This window comes from uncultured Methanobrevibacter sp., from assembly GCF_900314615.1.
Lineage (GTDB): Archaea > Methanobacteriota > Methanobacteria > Methanobacteriales > Methanobacteriaceae > Methanocatella.
This window is the reverse complement of sequence record NZ_OMWA01000002.1, coordinates 26,003-48,238: the sequence shown is the minus strand read 5'-3', so window position 1 is coordinate 48,238 and position 22,236 is coordinate 26,003. Positions and strand designations below refer to the sequence as shown.

Genomic DNA, 22,236 nt, shown 5'->3' with positions numbered 1-22,236 from the left:
ATAAAATCTTATTAAATTTCAAAAGTTTCGACCTCTATAAAATTTATGTAATCAACTGAATTGATTACATGGAAATTATGTTTGTCATAAAGTATATTTAAATTTTTTTAATATATAATTTAATAAAATAATAATTATTAAACTTAATTTTAAATGAATTATTCAATAAATAGATAATTTCGATGAATAAAAAAAAGTAATTTAAAAAATAAGGTATATTTTTCCCTATTTTTTAATAGTTATTGTATTGGTAATTTTGGATTTTCCATAAATGGATTGTATCTTGTATTTTCCAGGGCTTAAAGTTAATTTAATGGTAGCTATTCCTTTACTATTTGTTTTTGCAGTATATTTATTGTTTTTAAATTTAAAAGTTATTTTTTTGTTTTTAGCTACTTTTCCTTTATTTGTAACGAGTTTTGCTTTAAAGGTAACTTTTTTAACATTCTTTTTGGAAATATTTTTTGCAGTCAATAAAGGTTTCACTGTTATCTTATTTGTTGCTTTATATTTTCCATATTGGGTTGTTACTGTGTATTTTTTGGCTTTCAAGTTAATTTTTAATGATGCATAGCCGTTTTTGTTTGTTTTAGAAGTATATGTTTTTCCATTAATTTTAAATTTAACAGTTTTTCCTGCACCGACTGCTTTTCCGCCTGCAGCAATGATGCGCACTTTAAATTTAGATCCGCTTGTGAAATACATGGTTAAATCTTTATTTTCACTTATTGGACTAAGAACTTTAACTGTATTTTCGACATATTCTCCGGTTATAGGATTTATTGCTGTTACAAGATAGCTGTCTGGATTAAATTCCATGCTTAATTTTATTTTACCGTTGCTATCTGTTTTGTAAGTGTGATTAATTCCATTAATGATAACATTAACGTTTTTATTTGTCACCGGTGAGTTATTTTTATCATAAAATGTTGCTGTGTAGTATTGGCCGTCTCCCAATACTTTTATAAGATTATTTACTATTACTGTTGGTTTTATTGTCAATTTATAGCTTTCAGATAATCCGTCAAAAGGATTTATAACTGAAATTACATGATTTCCAGCATTCAAATTCAAATCAAAGTAGAATATTCCTTCATCATTTGTGGTTGCAAAATAATTTGTTCTGTCAATTCCTATCACGAAATCCTTATTTTTGAGTCCATTTCCTACGCCATCTAAAAACTTAATAGTTAGATATGGGCTATCTCCATAAATTTTAACTTCGTCCTGGCCTAATATTGTTGTTAAAACATCAATAGTTGTTTTGTTGAATGAATATTCTTCAGAGCTTTCATTTGCAAAATGACATTCCACATCATAGTGGCCCGGTTTTAAGTTAATGTCTAATGTTATCCAGCCGTTTTCATCTGTAGTGCAGTTGTATATTGCATTATCCAGGATTACACTGATAATTTGATTAGCCAGTGGCCTTCCGGAATCGCTTGTAAGCAATGCATGGAATTGTGTTGAATTTCTGTAATATTTTACTAGGCTAGGTGCATAAATTTTTGTAGATAAATTGGAAACATACAATTTAACCTTATTGAAACTAGGTCTTAGATTGTCATCACCATTAAAGACTACATTAATGTTGTGTATTCCTGATGCTACATCAGCTTTAACGAAAGCTTCTCCTTTGCTGTTTGTTTTTGTGCTATATGTCATGTTTTTGAAAATGAATGTAATTTCTTTATTTGAAAGCAATTTTCCGTTTTCATCACATAAAACGATATTGAATGTATCGTTAGCGCTAATCTGAACGTCACCTGTATATATCACGGTTTTTGTACGATTATCACTGGTTTTGATGTTAGCTATATTAATGCTGCTGCTTGCCAAATACAAATCATTTCCCTTGAAGTCTGATTTAAGTGTATATCTTCCATAATCCAAAGTGAACTTAAATATGACATTGCCGTTTGCATCACTAACGTCAGTAATCTTTTTGATTGTTTTTCCTTCCAGGTCAATAATTTCAAGTGTAACTTCACTGTAGGATATGCCGTTATGAAGGCAGTCTGTTAATGTTAATGTGAAATTAATCAGATTGTTTTCATCTTCAGTAATATCCTCAGCAATTATCTGTGTAGATGTTTGTTTGGTGTCAACAACTAAAATCTTATTTGTATTTGATGAGTAAATGTAGTTAGGATGTGTTAAGCTGTATTCGATTTCATATTCTCCTATATTTAAATTAAGAGGAAGGCTAGCTACTCCCTTGTCGTTAGTTGTAATATCATATTCCTTTCCATTTAATTTCACATGAATCTGCATATTTGAGATTGCTTTGCCGTTAGTGTCTTTTAATGTTGCCTCGAAGAGTCTTTGATCATTAACATTCATGATTAAGTCATTAGATGTTAATGTTACTGGCATTTTATAGACAGTTATTTTATTTGAACCGCTTCCATAAATGTTATAATATTGATTGGAGTATTTGTAAGTGACATTGTACTCACCAGGGTTTAATTTTATCTGTAAACGTGCAGTACCAAACGCATCTGTTACAGCTTCAAAAGACTGGGACCATTTTTCATTAGATATGCTCACGGTTATTGTTTTTCCGTACTGATCATATGCATTCGGATCGTTAAAGTCAATTGCAAAGAACTTGTTTTCGCCATAGTATTGCACTAAATCTGTCGCATTAAGACGTACAGACTCCAGAACTGCGTTTTTATCAACCACTATTGTCGCTGCATTTGTTGCATCACTATACCATAGACTTCCGTCATAATCTATTGTTGTCAGATAGGTTCCTTCAGCCAAATCGATTATAAATGAAGCTTCTCCGTTAGGGTCGGTAGTGTTTGTGTAGGTTTTCACCAGCTTTCCCTGATAGCAGTTCAGTGTTACAGTTCCATTGTTAATTCTTTTTCCGTACATGTCGCTTAAAACAACAGTATAAAGACCATTTAAAGGAATTATTTTATGATGGAAGCCTGAAACTATTGTTAAAACCTTATTAACAGTAATTTTACCTGAATCTTCAGCAGAACCATAGATGTCATCTCCTTTGTATGTTGCTTTAACATTATAGGTTCCGGGCATATAGTTTACAGTTAAGCTCGCTATTCCATTTTCATTTGTTTGCAATATGAAATTGTCTGTTTTGTTTGCCTGTGAAATTGCAACTTGAATGTTTTCCCCTCTGATTAAAGTTCCATATGAATCTTTTAATGTGATATTGTAAAGGTTTCCTTCACCGTATAATGTCACATCAGGCACTGTAATTGTTGAATTGACAGGTTTAATTATTATGTGGGAGTAACTTGAACTGTATGCGTACCATGAATCTCCGGGATATTCTACTTTAATGTCGTATTCTCCAACGGCCAGATTAAGTATGATTTCACTTCTGCCATAATAATCGGTATTTGAAGTGACTGTTCTTTTCTCTCCGTTAGCAGAGATGATTGTAAATGTTAAATTGTAGTTAACTAAATTTTTACCGTTTTCATCCTTTAAAATTCCATAAAATACATTATTCTTACCGAAATAGGTGTAGTTGTATGAAATGACTTCAGTAAAGGAGGTTACAATTTCAATTTTTGCCAAAGCGCTGGATTTTTCATAGTATCCGTTTCCATAGTAATTAACCAGAACTTCATATTTTCCGGTAGGATAGTCAATGTCAAAACTTCCACGGCCATTTTCATCAGTTTTAATTGTAAACACTTTGCTTTCATTGTTTGAATTAATAATCTGCACTGTCAAAGTCTGATTTGCAATTTTAAAACCGTTTGCATTAATCAAATCAATATAATATTTGTTGTCGTTTCCTTTAACAGTAACATTTTCTATTAATATCATTGTATTTGTGTTTCTGAGGTTTAAATCTAAAACCTGATTGTCAATAGTAGCATATACCTTAAAATCACTGGAATTTAAATCATAACTTATATTTGCATAAGCGACATTTCTTTTAAGATAATCAAAGCTAGGAGTAATGTTTCCTAAATCAATAGCGAAATAAACAGGTCTTGAAGGAAGTATTTTTCCAATTTTTTTGATGCTTCCGTCATCATCTATTAAATTATCAAGGGATGCTTCAACAGTATTTTCATGGTATGATTCAAAGGTCATTATTACCCAGTCGGTTAATTTTAAATTTCCGAGGAAAATGAATATTTTGGAGTCATCCGGCTTTTTATTGTCTCCCCACCAGTTGCTTGAATAGTCAACGTCACCTGAATTGGAGTAGATGTCGTTACCTGAATAAAGTGCAGTGTTATTTACAAATACACAGTAGTGAATTTCTTTTGAATTTGAAACAGCTCCGCCGAATGATGCCTCATTGTTTATGAAGGTTGAATAGGTGATTGTCTGTGCGCTGGCTATTCCTTCACCGTAGGATGCCTGACTGTAGTCTGTGTATCTGTTTAAATTACTGATAAAAACGGAATTGTTAATCAGTTCAGCTTCAATTAAAGCTCTGCCTCCATAATCAAGTCCATGATTGTTGTAAAATGATGAGGAATTAACTGAAGTTGCCTTAGCTATTTTTCCGGTGTTGTCTTTAAAGGTACAGTTGTTTATATATCCATAAAATGTCCCGTAACTATCTGCAATATCAAATCCTACGCCAATAGTTGAGTAGGAATTGCCCATATTTGTAAAGAGATTCTTTGTAAATGTTGAATTTTCAATATAAGCGTATCTGTTCTGGTTGGAATACTGGGAATTTGAAGCTCCAAGTAATCCGGAACCTGAATATGTGTACGGGTGAAGGGTTATGATTCCCATAGTGTTGTTTGTGAATTCGGAGTTGTAAATTTCAATTGAGGATGTGACTGTAAACAGTGCATTGTAGTTTTCCATACCTGCAACTGAATAGAAATTGGAAATTTTTTCAAAAGAACAATTATCCACATTTACTTTGGCAGGTCCGCTAACAACAGATCCTTTAATGTCTGAAAATTCACTGTCTCTTATTTGTATTAAACCGTTATTGCTGACTCCGGGGGAGGTATAAATAACTGACGCTGAACTAATTGCGCTAAAGGTACAGTTTTCAATAGTTAAAGTACCTCCTGTAACTGTAAACAGGTTATCATTATATTCTCTTACTTCGCAGCCGAAATTAATGTTTTTAACAATAACGTTTCCTAATTCACGCACAGTCATTATGCTGGCGCCGCTAACTCTTAAAAAATTAACATTTCCAAGTCCGATTATTGTAAGGTTTTTTGAAATGGATATTTTTGAATTTTCACTGCCGTTGTAGATTCCTTCAAGCAGACATATTGTATTTCCGTCTACAGCTTTGGATATGGCATATCCAAGGGTCCTGTACGGATTTTCTGAACTTCCCGCTTCAGGTCTGTCTTCTCCCCATGGAGCTACAAAATAATTATATGCGGAATATCCATTTCCAATTGTTAAAGTTAATTTCTGATTGTCAACTGTTGAATAAACACTGCAGTCCAGTGTATTTCCAATCAGATAGTTTTCAAATGATTTTGTTAAGCTTCCGGTAGTGTATAAAAATCTTCCGTTTTGCGCTTCAAAGTGAACCGGACGTGTTGGAATTGATTCATTTTCTTTTAAATCGAAGCTATTGTTTCCATCAAACCATTTAAATGAAGTAATAAATTTTGATGTGGTTCCTATAGAATTGTTTCCGTCTTCTATTTCAAAAGACGCTATAGCCCAGTTTCTTATATCTATATTTTTGAAATATTCTATTTCAGGGCCTGAATTAACTCCCCACCAGTTGTAAGGAGCATATAATACAGATTTATCTCCTCCGCCTAAAATTCCATGTAAAATAGAAGAATATGTTATGTTAAAGTCTGTGTGTCCGCTTGATATTGGTGCATCAAAAATTGTGTTAATTGCTGTAAAATTTGATTTAAAGATTGATAATGTGTTAAATAGTCCTGAGGATGGAATTATTTTACTGTTTTCAACATATACATTACATCCGTTAAATGAAAATCTCCTGTTAATGTTTGAATTTAAAAGCTTTATATCTGCTTTTTCGGCTTCTATAAGTGTTAAAGTTGAATTTTTAATTAGAATGATGCTTGTCTGATATGATGATGCATCATATTCGTCATTTGACTTTAAATGTGAAATCTGAGATTCTATAATGTCGATATTTTTAAAGTTATATACGTTAGGTAAATCACTGTCGCTTGCAGTTGCATCATTCAATTTTGAATTGGATATTGTACAGTCACCTAAATTTGTTATACTTTTTGCAATGTTTTTGGATTTTGAATTTGAAATGATTGAATTGTCAATAATTAATTCACCTTCATTGTAAAATGTTGACATTACTGTATCCATTTTACTAAATGAAGTATTGTTAACCAGTAGTTTTCCCTGATTTTTAATTGCTCCCAGCTGTGAATATGAGTCGGTATAACCATTAATGAATTTTATATTATTCAGTATCAATGATGAATCCTTATTTACTTTGAAGAAATAATTTTTACCTTCACCATTTAATGTAACGTCTCCTTGAGTTTCTATTGTTAAATATTTGTTGATGTTAATGTTGGTGTTTGATGATCCGATGTATGTTCCGTCTTTTAAAATAATTTTGGAGTTGTTACCAGCCATATCAACTGCATGGGATATTGATTGGAATGGAGAATCGCTGCTTCCTATTCCTTCCTTATCACTTCCGTCAGGGCTTACATATATTTCATTTATATTTAGTTCGTCATTAGGTTCTATAAATGTCGCATTGTCATCATTAGCACTAACAACCATCATTGATGATAGAATTACAGTTAATAATAACAATACTAATGTGATTTTCTTTTTTAAAATTAATAACACCTCAACAAATTTATAAAATAGTCAATTATAATATAAATTTATTAAAAAATCTTATAAAAAAGTTTTCATTAAAAAAAGTAAAATAGAAAAGAAAAAATGAATTTATTCTTCATTTTCCCTTTCTTTTCGTTTATAACCGATAATTAACAACAACAATACAATTATTGCTAAAGCAATAAAGGTCATCATTGATTTGTCATCATCGATTAATTCATCCAATTTTTCTTTTATTTCGTAGGATTTACTTACACTTTGTGCACCGGACTGTGAACTGTCTGTGCTGGAAGTTTCACCCTGTCCTCCACCATCAGAACCTGATGATGCAGCGGCATTGGATATCATTCCAACTGTAGACAGGCTTGAATCATGATTTGAACTGTTCACTTTACTTTGACTGTTGGAATTTGATGTTCCATCAACCTTTGAGTTCGCATTTGATGAACTTGAATTATAGTTTCCAGTTACTTTCTGACCAGTATAGGTATTTCCCGGAATATGTCCGTATGCATTTGTGTTTCCACCGTCTCCCGGATTATATGGTGTTCCAGGATGGCCTGTACCACTGCCTGTTCCGCCAGTACCGCTTCCAGGACCATAATTGTTTCCACTACCGTCATTATTTCCGTTTCCACCAATATTTCTGCCAGTTGAAGTACTTGATTCTGTTGAACTTGGATTGTAGTCAATTGAAGGTTTGTCTTCATTTCCTCCATGTCCTTTAGAATCGTCATCAGGATTAACGTCAATTGCAGGGTTTGAAGGTTCATCGTCAATGACTTGAGGATTCCAATTTATCATTTCTCTTGTAATTGGATAGAAACTGTCCCGATTCATTGCTTTCCAGACTGAATCATCGGGACCATTCTTTCCCCAGTAGTTATATCTCATATCAATGTCCTGCTCGCCTCCAATAACTGTGGAATGGAATGTATTTCCGCCTGGTGCTACATTGTCCACAATATTTGTATTGCGTACGGTAATATTTGCATATCCTATGTTAAATGCACCACCGCCATTTAAAGCTCTGTTGTGTGATATTGTAGAGTTATAAATGTTAATGTGGTCTTGAACATGGCCATAATATTCATATGAATTGTATTCGATAGCACCGCCGTATCTGGCTGAATTGTTTGAGATTATGCATCTTTCTATGATGAAATTTTTAGAGATTTCCAATACGCCACCGCTTGTTCCTGCAGTGTTTAGCATAAATATTGAATCTAAAAGTTTTCCATCATTAGCTTTTGCATAGATTACTCCACCGTTATTGGTTGCCTGATTGTAATAGAACTCTGAATTTCTAGTTTCTAAGTTATTATAAGCTCCATAAATTACTCCACCATTAAATCCACTGTAATAACGATAATTGTTTAAATCAATAGATCCTGAAGATTTTCTTGTATCATTTGCTCTATTGTTTATAAATTCACAGTTATTGATTTTTAAATTAACTTTGGCATTGCTTGAACGTGATGTCAAACTGTCAAGCGGTGCGGAAATGACTCCTCCGGTTTTAGCGCAATTATCTCTAAATGTTGAATTTTCCATTAGGATGCCTGTATTTTTACTGTATATTACTCCCCCTTCACCAACAGGATTTTCACAAAGTGAAGAGTAGGTGTAAGTGTATCCTTTGTCGATTGACCATGTGCTTGCACCAATTCTTACAGTACAATAATCAAGGGATGTCAATGCGGTATTGTTCATGAATAATGAATTTTTAATGTTTATTTCATTATTTGAGTTGGTAAAGATAACTCCACCATGAACTGCCTGATTTCTGTAAAATACTGATGAATCAATATTTAATTTACCGTAATCAGCGATAACTCCTCCGGTATGGCCTAAATTATTGTAAAATACTGATGAGTTAATGTATAATTCACCATTATTTAATATGGCTCCTCCTTTACCTGTTCCACTACAGTTAAGTGTGTGAGCAGATTTCATTTCTCCGTCTTCGTCTATTTCAACGTCATGGTCAAATACCGGATGGGAATTGTCGTAGTAAGATGAGGAATTGCAAATAACTGAATTGGAAATGGATAACTTACCGTTATTTATAAATGCTGATCCTCCATCCACATTATGAGCATTTTGAATAATTATTCCGTAAATTGAAAGAATTCCATTTTGAGCGATATCGAATAATTGGCCAGATTGAGCATCAATTATAACATTTTCACCATTGCCATGTATTGTAACGTTCTTGTTAATGATTAAATTTGTTTCATTGTATTGTCCTGAACCTACATAAATAACCGCATGATTTAAACTGTTTTCTAAAGCTTTTGAGATTGAAGCGTATGGATTATAAATGCTTCCGTCTCCGCTCTCATCACTGCCGTTAGCTGAAACATAAAGGTCAATAGGTGTATTGTCTTTAATAGTTCCGTATTTACTATAAACCGCTTCATTTGCTCTTTTAGCTCCATTGGAACTTATCAGGAAGTTATTGATTATTGTGTTGTGAAGATTACTGTTAGCTATTACCATAACTGCATAGTCATCACCATTTTTGGAAAATGATTCAATATGGTTGTTGATTACCTCATTTATCATTGATGAACCTTTGAAATAAACTCCTGACTGTTCAGTTATGTTTGATGTTCCTCTAATCTCAATGATATTATTACCAATGTGTCCGTAATTGGAATTGCTTGCATAATATCCATATACAGATGAGGCATTACCTCTTAATGTGTTTTGAGTAATGTTGTCATACAATGATTTTGTTGATTCAATGAAAATCAAATCATTTGCATCTGAAAGAATTATATTTCCTTCAATGACAGTATTTCTTGATGAATCTAAAATTATTGCTTTAACACTATCTCCTTTGAGGTTAAACTCATTATCTAAAATATTATTGGATTTTGTTTTAGCCAATTTAATTGCTGAAATCTTTTCGCCGTTCATATTGACAGTATTGTTTGCAAATGTATTATTTTCACCATTGTTAATGATTAATATAGTTGGGGTTTGTGAATTAAAGCTATTATTAAATATAGTATTGTTTGATGAACTTTTAAGTTCAATTGTTGAATTTACAAAGTTTATATTGTAAATTGTCACATTTGAAGCTTTATTCAAGATTAATGAAGCAATAATTGGAATATTGTTGTCATATGAGCTGATAACAATTGGAGTTGTTATCTCCATTTTTTGGCCGTTTGTAATGTTATATAATAACAGTACAGCATTTTCCTCAACATTTCCTTTAATAAACTCATTATTCTTGAAATATGTGTTAAAGTTATTATTACTGACAATATATGAATTTGATGATATATTTACCTCGGATTCATTATTTGCCTTGATTTTGGAAATCGGATTTGTAATATTGGTTATAATTAAGTTATTATTTATTGTAATATTATTTACAAAGTTTATTGCTGAAATTGCAGCATTTCCAATACCTAATACATCATCAACTGACTTTATATTTTTCAAATCTCCGCCAAATGCTGAAATTCTATTGTTTTCTATTGTCACGTTAGATGAACTGTAAACTCCAACACCATATATTCCATTACTTTCACCGTATAATGTGTTGTTTGCAATGGTAGTGTTTTCTGTCATGTGCAGCTCAATCAGATAAGCCATTTCATCAGTGTAGATTACAATTTCATTGTTTTTTATACTGTTGTTGGTTAATTTACCTATTATATTTGCAAGAGCAATACCATATGCATAACCATTAGCTTTAATGTTAATCTTATTGTTGTTAAATTCACTAAAAGCTAGTGCATCAGTATAAATTGCTTCTGCCATGCCTGTTGAAATGATAATTATTGTATTGTCATTTATTGCAAATCCTTTGGAAAATTCTCTGTTTAATAATCCCTTAGAATTTAGAGCAGGTGCTGTTATAGCATAAACATAATCGGTTTTGGCATTTATGTAAATATTGTTTTTGGAAATAATTTCATTATTACAAACGCCCTGAACTAAAACAGCGGAATTTGACTTGCTTGCTTTCTTATAGATGTCTGTAATATTATTATTGCTGACAGTAATGTCATCAACATTATTTATAATGACAGCTTCTTTATCGTAGTTTATGAAATTAAAATCTCTTAGAACAGATCCTTCTGAATCGCCTTCAAATGTTACTGTAACATTAAAAAGGAGATTATCCATTTTATTACTAATTACAGTGATTTTTTCATCAAAAATCAGATTTTTATTGGTCAAAAATGTTAAAAAGATAACTTTTGGGGTATCTTCTTCAAATTCATAAACGAAATATCCCTCTTCATCGAAGAATTGGTAGAAGTTATTGTCATTGATAATAATTGATGTAGCGTTTAAAATCACTCCATTGACAATATTGTCCAGTTCCGTATTGGATTTCTTATCGGTAATCTGTATATTTATACCTACAGTCATGTTTGTTTCAATGATATTGTTTTTAATAATTGAATTATAAACCAGACCTTCAATTGAAATACCGTAACTTTCACTGGTTATCCTATTGTCAGTAATGGTGTTGTTGTAATATCTTACATTACTGTTTATTGCAGAAGGTATTGCCACACCTATACTGTTAGTGGTTATAATGTTTTTACTAACCGTATTATAGCTGCCCAGTATTGAAACACCTGTATCATGATTATTTTTAATATTATTGTGATGGACTGTAGTATTTTCACCGGACAGTGAAATGCCTACACCGTAATTTTTAATATTGATGTTATTGTTATATGCTTCAATATTGTTTGTCAGTGACATACCGTTTGAAACATCGCTGAATGTAATATTATTGTCATAGATGATACCTTTTGAATTTTCAATACAATTGGCTCTGATTCCTGTCTGCTGACTTGTTCCGCTCACAGTATTGTTTGTGACAGTAAAATCACCTCCGCTTACAGAAATACCCACGCCACTGTCAGTAACTATATTTCCATAAACTGAAACATTATTACCATTCAGATTTATTCCGATTGATCCTTTAATAATTGTATTATTTGCAACGACTGTGCCGTCGTGGCTTGCATATTCAAATTGCAAAATTATAGACATAGGCAATGTACAAAAACCTTTCAAATAATTGTAGGAAATTATGTTGCCTTTACATAATGGAGTTCCAGCATAATCTGCGTGAGTAAATGGATTGAAGTAAATCAGATTTGTAACAGACATGTCTGAATAAGACAATACTTCTAAACTATTATGTGAAATCAGGTTATAATGTGAATCTCCCATAATAATATTTGTGCTCACGTAAGTTTTCATATCATTGTAAATAATACGATTATTACTGGACCATCCCATAGGCATTGCATAAACTCCTCCAGAATTTGCTATTCTTATTGTATTGTAAGAAATAAGGTTATTGTTGGAATGAGACAACCATATGCCGTGAAGTTGACCTACAGTAACGCCTCGAATATTTAATGTATTTTTCGTATTATTAATAGTTAAATTTGTAATTGTGGATCCGTCACTTCCTTTAATCAAATGTATAAAACCGTTTTTTATTTGATCATTGGGAGTAATGGGCATTAAAGTTAGTTGGCGATCAATAACAAATGCTCTTTCGGAAATATTTCCAATTTTTAATGTATCCCCGCTTGAAATACTAGCTGAAGCTAATATTTTACCTGTTCTGGCATCAAAGTAATTATCATAATTGTCTTGACTAATTTCAATTACCTTGCCTTCTGAGGCATTTAAAGTATCTTTTATTTGAATATCATTTTGTGCCTGAAGTAGGGGTTCGCTTGTTAAGGATACACTTTCATTTCCAGATATTGTTTGATTATTTGCAGCAACAAAATTTAATGATAACATTATCAAACAAATAAACATTAATGAAATCAATATTTTTCTCTTTATTTTTTCACCTCCTTTTTAAATTAATTAAACAAAATAATAATCAATTAAAATTTATTTAGGATAATTTTTCATTGATTATGCTTAAATTTTTTATTTTGAAATTATTTAAATATTTCACAATTTTGTCAAATTGAATAAAATAAGGGATATTATAATAATTTTAAAATTATTTATGATATAATAAAAAAGAGGTAGTTTTTGATATCTATTGAAAATAATTAAAAAAATATGGCCATTTAGGAAACTTATATTTAATTTCCTAGATTTGACCAGAAAAATAGTCTGATTTTAGATTGGCACATCAGGTATTCTTTCATTGGTGTTTTGACGTGCGTATTTCATGCCCATACTTTTGTAGAAGCAGTTCATTTTAGTTTTAGTGGTTTTGCTTATCTTATAATTAGGTTTAACAATTATGCCTGCGCCCTGGAATTTCTTGTTGAATTTTGTTAATGATACCCAACCTGTCGGAATTCTGGTGTCTCCTCCAACATTATATTTTCCATAAGAGTTGCTAACCAGTATCTTCTTGCCGTCTTTGCTGACATCTAAAACGGATACATAATGGTTTGGAAGGTATGCAATTACCGCACATCCTCCTTTAGCCAATTGCTTTACAGCAGTACTCATGGAATAGAAATAAGTTGATTTAAAATTACTGCTGTCCACAGCACTTTTAAGGACATTTAAATTTACTCCATGTGTTACGTGTGCTTTTGTCTGGAAGTATTTTTCAGAATAATAATTTCTTAGAGCCTGACTGCAAGAGCTTGCGGATGTCGGACCGCAGGTATATTCTGTATTCTGCACATCACGAACTTCTGAGTAGGTATATGATTTTCCTTTAAGTGAAGCGGATACATAACTTGGCCAGTAATTGTACTTGTTTTTCTTTACAAGCTTAATGTTTAGGGCCTGTTCAATAACATTCCATTTTTCACGTTTTAAGATATGATAAATTTTAGGAGAAGATTTTGTCTTAAAGAAAGTGTACTTTGATAATTTTCCATATAAAAATAAACAGTAACTGTCTCTTTTTAAAACTTCTTTGTACTGATCTTTTAAAACTGTATATTTGGCATCATTATCGCCCATAACATAATTTGAAGGCATCCTGTCAATGTCAGGTACACCATTTACCATAGCTATTGCTTTTTTAAATGGATTAACAACATCTCCCGCTATACATTTGATTTTTTTGGAAACTGTATAATTTCCATATGTTAAAGTTACGGTATAAGTGCCTTTGCTGAGTTTTGGCTTTATGACAACAAAACCTTCATCAGTTGTTTTTTTGGTAAAAACCTTATTTCCGATTTGTATTTTAACTGTTTTTCCTGCAATTGCTGCAGCAGATCCTTTTAGATAAATTCTTAAAAAACCGTTTGTAAGCAATTTTGTATTTCCGATGGTCATTGTCATTGATTTATCTATATAAAATTTAATTATCTGGGAAAATGCATTATAATCAGCATCACCGCCATAGGAAATTTTCATTGATGATTCTGATTCAGGCAGGTTAACTAAAATTCCAAATTTACCTTCACTGTCTGTAGTTTTTTGATAAGTAGTTCCCTTTAAGTCTATAGTTAACTTTTTACTTGCTACTGCTTTTCCGTTCATATCTGTCAGGTACAAATACAATGTATCTCCTTTTTTAACAAAATTGGTATAATTTATAACTTTTAAGTTTGATTTGCCTGTACTTGCGCCTAACTTGTCATCGCTTTGCTGTGAATTAAGAGTAACATCTACAGAAGTAGATAAATTGGTATTTATTTCTTCACTTTTCAATATTTCTTCATTGTTATTTAAATTATCGTTTGAATATTCGTTAATTGCAATAACGGGTTCGTTTTCAGGTGTTTCCAGTATTGGATCTGTCATATTTTCCTCGTCTGCTGATACGCATCCGACTGCTAAAAATAATAAAACTACAAAAACGAACGCAATATGTAATTTTTTCATCATATTTTATAATTTGATTTTCAATTATATTTATATAATATTATTATTCAGTTAACAGTTTAGTTTAAGTTACATTTTGAAATATTTATGTACAAGTAGTTTCAGATTTTTAATTACTGTGTGATACTATGAAAAAAGCTGTTGTGTTTGATAACTCAGGAACTTTAATTGAAAGATATAGAGTTGTAAAGGATGTGTTAAACGGAAATATTTTCACAGATATCAATTCATTGGATATTATTGATGCGGCCGATTCTCTGGCTTTGGTTGTACTTCAGTTTAATACAAATAAGCTTCTGAATCTGAATCCTGACATTTTAATTTCAGATGTCATTAAGGAATATAAAATTGACTTTGACATCAGCTTTTCCACCCGTCAGGTTTCAAAAGCCGAAGTTAAAGAGATTCTTGACGGTGAGTCATCCACCACCATTTCAGATATTACCGACGGATTTGATATTTTGAGAGAAAAGATTCCGTATATGGAGCTGTGCAACGGGTCAGCTTTAATTGTAGATATGGATCTGGGCCAGGTAGCGTATACCATTACTTCTGCAGGCAAATTTTTCCCGAAAGTTTTTGAAACAATTGAAACATTGAAATCTAGGGGAATAGAGATATTCATTGCATCAGGAGATAGAAAAGGGGCCATTAACAGACTGGCTAACATGCTTGATATTCCTGAGGATAATGCCTATGGTACAGTATCAACTAGGGGAAAATGTGAAATCGTTTCCATTTTAAAGGAAGGCGGATACAAGGTCATGATGGTAGGTGATGGTTTAAATGATATTTTAGCATTTAAAGAGGCGGATGTCAGTGTTTTAACCATCGAACAGCAGGAAGAAGTCTCTCCAAAGATGATGGACAAGACTGATTATGTTATAGAGGATATTATTGAAGTTACAATGATTGATTTTTAACTTAAATTTTTTTATAAGTTATCAGTTATAAGTTATAACTTATAACTTAGCAGTTATAAAAAAATAATAACTTATAAGTTATCAATGACTTCTTTACTTTTCAATACATTATCGAAGTTGTTCAGCTCTATAATAGCCGTATCAATCTTTTTCAGTAAATTCAAGTCAAGTGTACCTTCACCAAGAGTAATGTGCTGGTCTTTAACTCCATCATTATCGTTTAAGTGACAGTAACTGATGTTTTTAAGTGAAAGCATTTCCTCAAGGTTTCCGCAGGTATTTCCGTGACCGGTATCTATGGTGAGGCTGCAGCCGGTTTCCTCCTGGATCATTTCAATTTCTTCAACAGTATTTCCTAAAAATTTTCCCCGTACAGGCATGTTTTCAACTGATATTTCGACATTTGTATTGTCGATAATTTCCCCGACACTTTCAACAGCCAGTTCCAGCGCCCATTTTCTAAGATGAGGTTCATTTCTACCGATTATTCCGGGATGAACTGTTATGGTATTGGCATTAATGCTTTCTGCATAATGGCCGCACTGAATCATTTGTTTTACACTTTCAGCTCTAATCCCCTTATTTAAACTTGCTATGTTAATGTCGACAGTTGCTGCATGTATTCTCATGTCTAGTCCGCAGTCTTTGAATTCCCCATGGTCTTTTTCATAAAAAGGGTCTTCTCCGAGAATCTCCACTATTTCAAATCCGTGTTTTTTAGCTAAATTGATGATGTCATTGTTGGGTTCCATAAATACAGCTAGTGTTGTAAAACCTAGTTTCATATTTATATATAAGTAAAAATAATATAATAAATGTTTACATATATCAAATTTTGACATATGGTGAATTATGACTGATGAAAATTTTGACGAAACTCATAAAAAATTCTTTAAGCATTTCTCCAACGGAATAATACGTAACCTTATCCTGTGGATTATTTCAAAGGAATCTGTTCATGGATATGGAATCATGAAGATATTGGATGAATTTTTTAGCTTTGATGGTGCTAAATGTGATTTGAATATTAATTCCAGCAAGGTTTATCCAATTTTATCTGGAATGGAGAAAAAAGGATTGATAATGGGTGAATGGAAAACTAATGAAAATAATAAGAGGGTTAAATATTATTCAATTACTGAAGAGGGCATTTTAGTTTTAAATGATATCCAATCTCACATGAATAGTATTTTATCTAATCCCAGTTGGTTAGCTTTTTTTGAAGATATGACCGGAAAGGAGATTAACGATGAAAAACGCAATTGAAACTGAAAACTTAACAAAAATTTACAATAATAGTTTCACTGCAGTCAATTCTCTTAATTTGGAAATTCCAAATAAAACTATTTTTGGAATGCTTGGTCCGAACGGTGCGGGAAAAACAACCACAATAAAGATGCTCACTTGTTTAATCCAGCCTACCTCAGGTAAGGCTACAGTCGGAGGATATGATGTCCAGAAAAATCCCGATGAAGTCAGAAACCTGTTGGGAATGGTTCCGCAGCAGGTAAGTCTTTATAAGGATTTGACCGTAATGGAAAATTCACAATTGTGCGCCGATTATTATGGCGTTCCTGTTGATGAGAGGGATTCCCGTATTGAGGATTTAATGGAACTGGTAGACATTAAATATGCTAAGGATAAAAGGGTAGGTCAGCTTTCAGGTGGTCAAAAACAGAAAGCTTCACTCGTTGCAAGTCTTGTACACAGACCAGATATTTTATTTTTAGACGAGCCTACTATCGGTTTGGATCCAACTACCAAACGAACATTATGGGATTTAATCAGAGAATTGAATGACAGTGGTCACACTATAATCTTATGTTCTCACGACATGCATGAAGTGGATATGCTGTGTGACAATGTTGGAATCATAAATACAGGTAATTTAGTAGCTTATGATACTCCGCAGGGTCTCAAAGATTCTCTTTTGGAAAGCAATAAAAAGGAGATGACCGAGGCTTTGGGAAAGATATCTCAAGAAAATGAAGTTTCAACTTCAACACAGGAAGATATGGAGAACTTAAGTTTAAAAAAGATGTCCTTTTTGCTTAAAAATCAAAGTGATGATATTATTGATGCTATTAAAAAATCTAGTGATGTTAAAAGCTTTGAACTGGCACATAATGGACGTATTAATTTAAGAGTTGACAGCTTTGATGATATGGCTGTTCAAAATGTTTTAAATGATGTTATTTCTGCAGGAGGTATCATCAAATCAATTTCAACCGAAGAGCCGTCTTTGGAAGATGTTTTTATTAAAGCCACTTCAGAGGTGAATGAAGATGATAGAGCCTAAGAAATTTTGGTGGATGATTAAAAAGGAACTGATTTCCCTTAAAAGACATCCTGCTAGACTGGTATCTATTTTAGCATTTCCTATAATCATGATTTTGCTTTTTGGTTATGGAATGGGTGGAGAAATGACAGACTTGCCTATAGTTGTTGTTTCTCAAAGTGACGGAAATCTGACAGATTTGACTTTGGATACAATTAAAAATACAGAAACTTATCATGTTGTTGAGGTAATGGACAGTTTAAGCGATGCTAAAGCTCGTGTTGATTCGGGAGAAGTAAAGGCCGCTATTATACTGCCGAGTGATTATGATGATGACTCTACGCAGCAGAAAGGCGTAACGCTTTATCTGGATTCGTCAGATCAGATGGCATCCCAAATCCTTGAATCTTCAACACAGGGAATATTCTATAGATTGTCAAATATGGTGGCATCACAGACAAGTGTCACTTCCCAGGATGCCAATATCACTCCTTCTTTAGGACATTCCTTAGAAAATTTCAAGGATGATATCAGCCTCCACATCAACAGAATTTACGGCCATATCAAATATATTGACTTTTTGGTTCCTGCAATTTTGGGAATGACAATAATGATGAGCTGTATGATGGGTATGGGTGCAACCATAGCTGGTGAGAGAGAAACAGGTGAACTTGCAAGACTCTTTATGACTCCTACTTCAGTTTCAACTGTAATCGGAGGTAAGATTGCTGCAAAGCTGTTAATTGAACTGGTGAGGGCTTTAATACTTATATTCATGGCAGTGCTGCTCTTTAATGTCAGTATTAAAGGCGGTTTCCTCCAGACATTTATAGTTTTGGTAATCGGTGCATTGTGCTTTGTTGGATTTGGTATAATGCTTTCTGCAAGAACATCAACTCAGGAAGATTACGCTCAGATTTCACTTCCGTTTTCAATGCCGATGATGTTTGTTTCAGGGGTATTCTATCCTATTGAAACCATGCCTTGGATATTGCAGAAATTAGCATACATCTTCCCGTTAACTTATTTGAATGATGCAATGAGAGGAATTATGCTTAAAGGGCAAACATTAGGTGATGTCTGGGTGGATATTGTTGTTCTTTTAGGTTTCACACTTTTATTCTTTATAATTGGTGTAAAACGATTTAATAGGGATGTATAGGAGGTTTTAATATGTATAAAAAATTAGGAATAGGATTTGTAATTTGTCTTTTATGTTTATCTCCAATCGCAGCTGCAGACTGGAATTCATTTGCAGGTGGAGTGGACCATAGCGGATATAGGGATGAAAATTCAGATTTTGTAACAAATCTGTGGACTGCAAATATGGGATCTCCTGTCAAGTCATCTCCTGCTATCTATAACGATTATATGTATATCGTTTCAGCTGATGGTATCCTGAAAGCTATTGATATGGAAACAGGAAAAGTCGAATGGGATTTGGATTTGAAATCAAAAACCAATTCTTCACCGATTGTAAACTCAAACAGATTATATATAGGATGTGAAGATGGACTTAAAGCCATAAACATTAACAGTCACAAAGTCGTATGGGACTATGACTGCAGCAATGTTCAGTCAACTCCATTTTTCTATGAAGATATTGTTTACTTCGGATGTGACGATGGCCATTTATATGGTTTGGATAAGCAGGACGGAAGCGTAGAGTTAAACAAAAAATTGGACGGTGAACTCAAGGCTTCCCCAATTGTTGTAGATGATTCCATTTATATTGGTTCCACCAACGGAAGACTTTATAGTGTTGATACAGACAAACAAAGCAATTGGGAGTTCAATACAGGAGATGAAATACTTTCTTCCCCTAGCTTTGTAAATGATACAGTTATATTTGGTTCAACAGACGGCAATTTATACTGTTTAAATGAATCTGATGGTTCTTTAAACTGGAAAGTTGACTTAAACAATAAAATCATTTCCTCTCCTACTGTGGATGAATATAACAATAATGTTTACATAGGTTCAGATGAAGGTAATTTAACATGCCTTGACACCCGTGACGGTAATGTTAAATGGAGCCATAGCGTTGGCAATAAGGTTCAAACAACTGCTGCCATCAAAGGCAATCTTGTGGCTTTTGCATCCAACAACGGTTACTTATATGTATTAAATAAATTCACAGGGCTTGAAGAGTTTACCTATAACCCTGGAACTGTTTTATTTAATTCTCCGATTACCTCTTCACCTGTAATAAATGGTAACAGTTTATTGTTCGGTGATGATTCCGGCAATGTTTATTCATTGAACATTGAAAAATATGAAGTTCCGGGATCTATGCAGATGTACTATTCATTAGCTGTTTTAATTGTTATAATTATTGTAGCTATTGTTTTAGTGCGTAAAGTTAAAGGTAGAAAATAATATCTATCTTTAACATTAAATTTATTTAATAAAAATTATTATTGTGATACAATGCCTAATCAGAAATATTCAGAAATTAACTTGGCTAATAAAATATACATTTTCGATACAACTCTAAGAGATGGTGAACAAACACCTGGTGTTGCATTGACTGTTGATGAAAAGATTCAAATTGCACAAAAACTTAATAATCTGGGTGTAGATAAAATTGAAGTCGGTTTTCCAGCTTCTTCTCCCGGTGAAATAAAAGCTGCTAAAGAAATCAATGCTTTAAATTTGGATTCAACTCTTGTTGGTCTTTCACGTTCTTTAAATAAAGATATTGATGCTGTTTTGGATTCAGATTTAAGTTATATTCATACATTTATAGGTACTTCACCTTTACATAGGGATTATAAACTCAAAAAATCCAAAGAAGAAATAATTGAAAGTGCCGTAAGCTCAGTCGAATATGCTAAAGACCATGGACTGACTGTTGAATTTTCTGCAGAGGATTCCACCAGAACAGAAAGAGAATTCTTATTGGAAATTTTTAGCGAGGTTGAAAGTGCAGGTGCTGACTTTTTGGATGTACCGGATACCGTAGGGGTTTTAACACCTGTTCATACACGTGAACTTATTTCTGATATTAAAAATAACTTCAAGACTCCTGTAAGTGTTCATTTCCATAATGATTTCGGTCTTGCAACAGCTAATACTTTAACTGCTATGGAATGTGGAGCTGACCAGGCTCATGTAACCGTCAATGGATTAGGTGAAAGAACTGGTAACTGCTCTTTAGAAGAGCTTGTCGTTACATTAAAAGTTGCTTATGGTGTTGATTTAGGACTGGACACTACTAGACTTTACAGTTTATCACATCTTGTCGGCCGTTTAACCGGTATTAAAATGCCTGTCAATAAGCCTATTGTAGGAGATAACGCATTTGCCCACGAATCCGGTATTCATGTTCATGGTATTTTAAATAATGCATTTACTTATGAACCAATGTCTCCTGAAATGGTTGGCCATTCAAGAAAAATCGTTTTGGGAAAGCACACTGGTGCAAATTCCTTAAAATCCAAACTTAAGGAGTATCATATAGACTTGAATCAAGAACAGTTCAACAATGTTTTTGCTCAAATCAAAAGTCTTGGGGACAGTGGAAGATGTGTAACTGATGATGATCTGATTTCCATTGCTATTACTGAACTTGCTTCAGCTCGTGAAACTCCTATAATTATTAAAGGCATGAATATTTCAATGGGAGCTAATGTTTCACCTACTGCTACTGTTAAATTGGAGATAGATGGTGACGAAAAAGAAACTGCAAGTACTGGTGTCGGACCTATTGATGCAGCATTGAATGCCGTACGTACTTTAGTTCAGGATACTATCGATTTGGAACTTGAAGAATATAATCTGGAAGCTATTAACGGCGGTACAGATGCGTTGGCTGAGGTTTTTGTTATCACTTCTGATTCACATGGTAATAAATCCACAGGCAGGTCAACCAATCAGGATGTAGTTCTTGCAAGTATCCTTGCAGTTATTGATTCTATGAATAAATTATTGTTAATAAATAGAAACCAATAATTAATTTTTTTCAATTTTTATTTATTTTTTTATTTATTTTCAATCATTTGACTTTTTGTTTATTTAATTTTATTTTTTTTTATTTTTTTTATATATTTTTTAAATTTTCATATATATTTTTCTAATTTTTTTATTTAATTTTTATGTAAAATTTTATATACATTGAAAATAAATATTTTATATGGTGAGTTAATATGGAAAATAATACAATTTTTGTAGGTAGTAAACCTGTTATGAATTATGTTTTAGCAGTTGTTACTCAATTTAATGAGGGTTCTGATAAAGTATTACTTCGTGCTAGAGGTAAAGCTATAAGTCGGGCTGTTGATGCTGCTGAAATTGTTCGCAACAGATTTGTACCAGATTCCGATGTTACAGATATTCAAATTTCTACTGAAGAAATTGAAAATTACAATCAGGAAAAAACAAATGTGTCTATTATTGAAATTTTAATTGAAAAGAGTAACTAAGCTCTTT

Annotated in this window: 11 protein-coding genes; 7 read left to right on the top strand and 4 right to left on the bottom strand. The window is 32.6% G+C overall.

Annotated elements, in window-relative coordinates:
• Positions 1–225 precede the first annotated feature (225 nt).
• From QZN33_RS00820 to QZN33_RS00810, 3 genes are all read right to left on the bottom strand, one after another.
• A complete protein-coding gene (locus QZN33_RS00820; protein ID WP_296788464.1) occupies positions 226–6,726 on the bottom strand; it encodes an Ig-like domain repeat protein in 6,501 nt (2,166 codons plus the stop codon).
• Positions 6,727–6,894: 168 nt separating this feature from the next.
• Positions 6,895–12,591, bottom strand: a complete 5,697-nt coding sequence (locus QZN33_RS00815; protein ID WP_296788461.1) for a right-handed parallel beta-helix repeat-containing protein — start codon at positions 12,589–12,591, stop codon at positions 6,895–6,897.
• Between the two features lie 333 nt (positions 12,592–12,924).
• Positions 12,925–14,607, bottom strand: coding sequence for a hypothetical protein (locus QZN33_RS00810; protein ID WP_296788458.1), 1,683 nt, complete (start codon positions 14,605–14,607; stop codon positions 12,925–12,927).
• A gap of 125 nt (positions 14,608–14,732) precedes the next feature.
• On the opposite strand from QZN33_RS00810, the gene QZN33_RS00805 reads away from it, so the two are divergent.
• Positions 14,733–15,527 (top strand): HAD family hydrolase, encoded by a 795-nt coding sequence (locus tag QZN33_RS00805; protein WP_296788456.1) that lies wholly within the window; start codon positions 14,733–14,735, stop codon positions 15,525–15,527.
• 71 nt (positions 15,528–15,598) lie between these two features.
• Here QZN33_RS00805 and QZN33_RS00800 read toward each other — a convergent pair whose 3' ends face one another.
• On the bottom strand, positions 15,599–16,312 hold the full coding sequence (locus QZN33_RS00800; protein ID WP_296788453.1) for a sugar phosphate isomerase/epimerase: 714 nt from the start codon (positions 16,310–16,312) through the stop codon (positions 15,599–15,601).
• A gap of 67 nt (positions 16,313–16,379) precedes the next feature.
• On the opposite strand from QZN33_RS00800, the gene QZN33_RS00795 reads away from it, so the two are divergent.
• The 6 genes from QZN33_RS00795 to albA all read left to right on the top strand — a co-directional run bounded on the left by QZN33_RS00795 (position 16,380) and on the right by albA (position 22,229).
• Positions 16,380–16,793 (top strand): PadR family transcriptional regulator, encoded by a 414-nt coding sequence (locus tag QZN33_RS00795; protein ID WP_296788450.1) that lies wholly within the window; start codon positions 16,380–16,382, stop codon positions 16,791–16,793.
• Entirely contained in the window at positions 16,777–17,826 is a 1,050-nt protein-coding gene (locus QZN33_RS00790) for an ATP-binding cassette domain-containing protein (protein ID WP_296788447.1), read from the top strand. Before QZN33_RS00795 ends, QZN33_RS00790 begins: the two co-directional genes overlap by 17 nt.
• Complete coding sequence (locus tag QZN33_RS00785) at positions 17,813–18,967, top strand: ABC transporter permease (protein ID WP_296788445.1); 1,155 nt, start codon at positions 17,813–17,815, stop codon at positions 18,965–18,967. Before QZN33_RS00790 ends, QZN33_RS00785 begins: the two co-directional genes overlap by 14 nt.
• 11 nt (positions 18,968–18,978) lie before the next feature.
• Positions 18,979–20,184 carry a PQQ-binding-like beta-propeller repeat protein gene (locus tag QZN33_RS00780; RefSeq protein ID WP_296788442.1) on the top strand — a complete coding sequence of 402 codons (1,206 nt, stop codon included), beginning with the start codon at positions 18,979–18,981 and terminating at the stop codon, positions 20,182–20,184.
• Positions 20,185–20,235: 51 nt separating this feature from the next.
• On the top strand, positions 20,236–21,759 hold the full coding sequence (locus QZN33_RS00775) for a 2-isopropylmalate synthase (protein WP_296788440.1): 1,524 nt from the start codon (positions 20,236–20,238) through the stop codon (positions 21,757–21,759).
• A gap of 194 nt (positions 21,760–21,953) precedes the next feature.
• A complete protein-coding gene (gene albA / locus QZN33_RS00770) occupies positions 21,954–22,229 on the top strand; it encodes a DNA-binding protein Alba (protein ID WP_296788437.1) in 276 nt (91 codons plus the stop codon).
• Positions 22,230–22,236: the final 7 nt, after the last annotated feature.

Coding starts and splice junctions, on each gene's coding strand:
- QZN33_RS00820 (WP_296788464.1), bottom strand. CDS start 6,726: ATGATGGTTGTTAGTGCTAATGATGACAATGCGACATTTATAGAACCT.
- QZN33_RS00815 (WP_296788461.1), bottom strand. CDS start 12,591: ATGTTATCATTAAATTTTGTTGCTGCAAATAATCAAACAATATCTGGA.
- QZN33_RS00810 (WP_296788458.1), bottom strand. CDS start 14,607: ATGATGAAAAAATTACATATTGCGTTCGTTTTTGTAGTTTTATTATTT.
- QZN33_RS00805 (WP_296788456.1), top strand. CDS start 14,733: ATGAAAAAAGCTGTTGTGTTTGATAACTCAGGAACTTTAATTGAAAGA.
- QZN33_RS00800 (WP_296788453.1), bottom strand. CDS start 16,312: ATGAAACTAGGTTTTACAACACTAGCTGTATTTATGGAACCCAACAAT.
- QZN33_RS00795 (WP_296788450.1), top strand. CDS start 16,380: ATGACTGATGAAAATTTTGACGAAACTCATAAAAAATTCTTTAAGCAT.
- QZN33_RS00790 (WP_296788447.1), top strand. CDS start 16,777: ATGAAAAACGCAATTGAAACTGAAAACTTAACAAAAATTTACAATAAT.
- QZN33_RS00785 (WP_296788445.1), top strand. CDS start 17,813: ATGATAGAGCCTAAGAAATTTTGGTGGATGATTAAAAAGGAACTGATT.
- QZN33_RS00780 (WP_296788442.1), top strand. CDS start 18,979: ATGTATAAAAAATTAGGAATAGGATTTGTAATTTGTCTTTTATGTTTA.
- QZN33_RS00775 (WP_296788440.1), top strand. CDS start 20,236: ATGCCTAATCAGAAATATTCAGAAATTAACTTGGCTAATAAAATATAC.
- albA (WP_296788437.1), top strand. CDS start 21,954: ATGGAAAATAATACAATTTTTGTAGGTAGTAAACCTGTTATGAATTAT.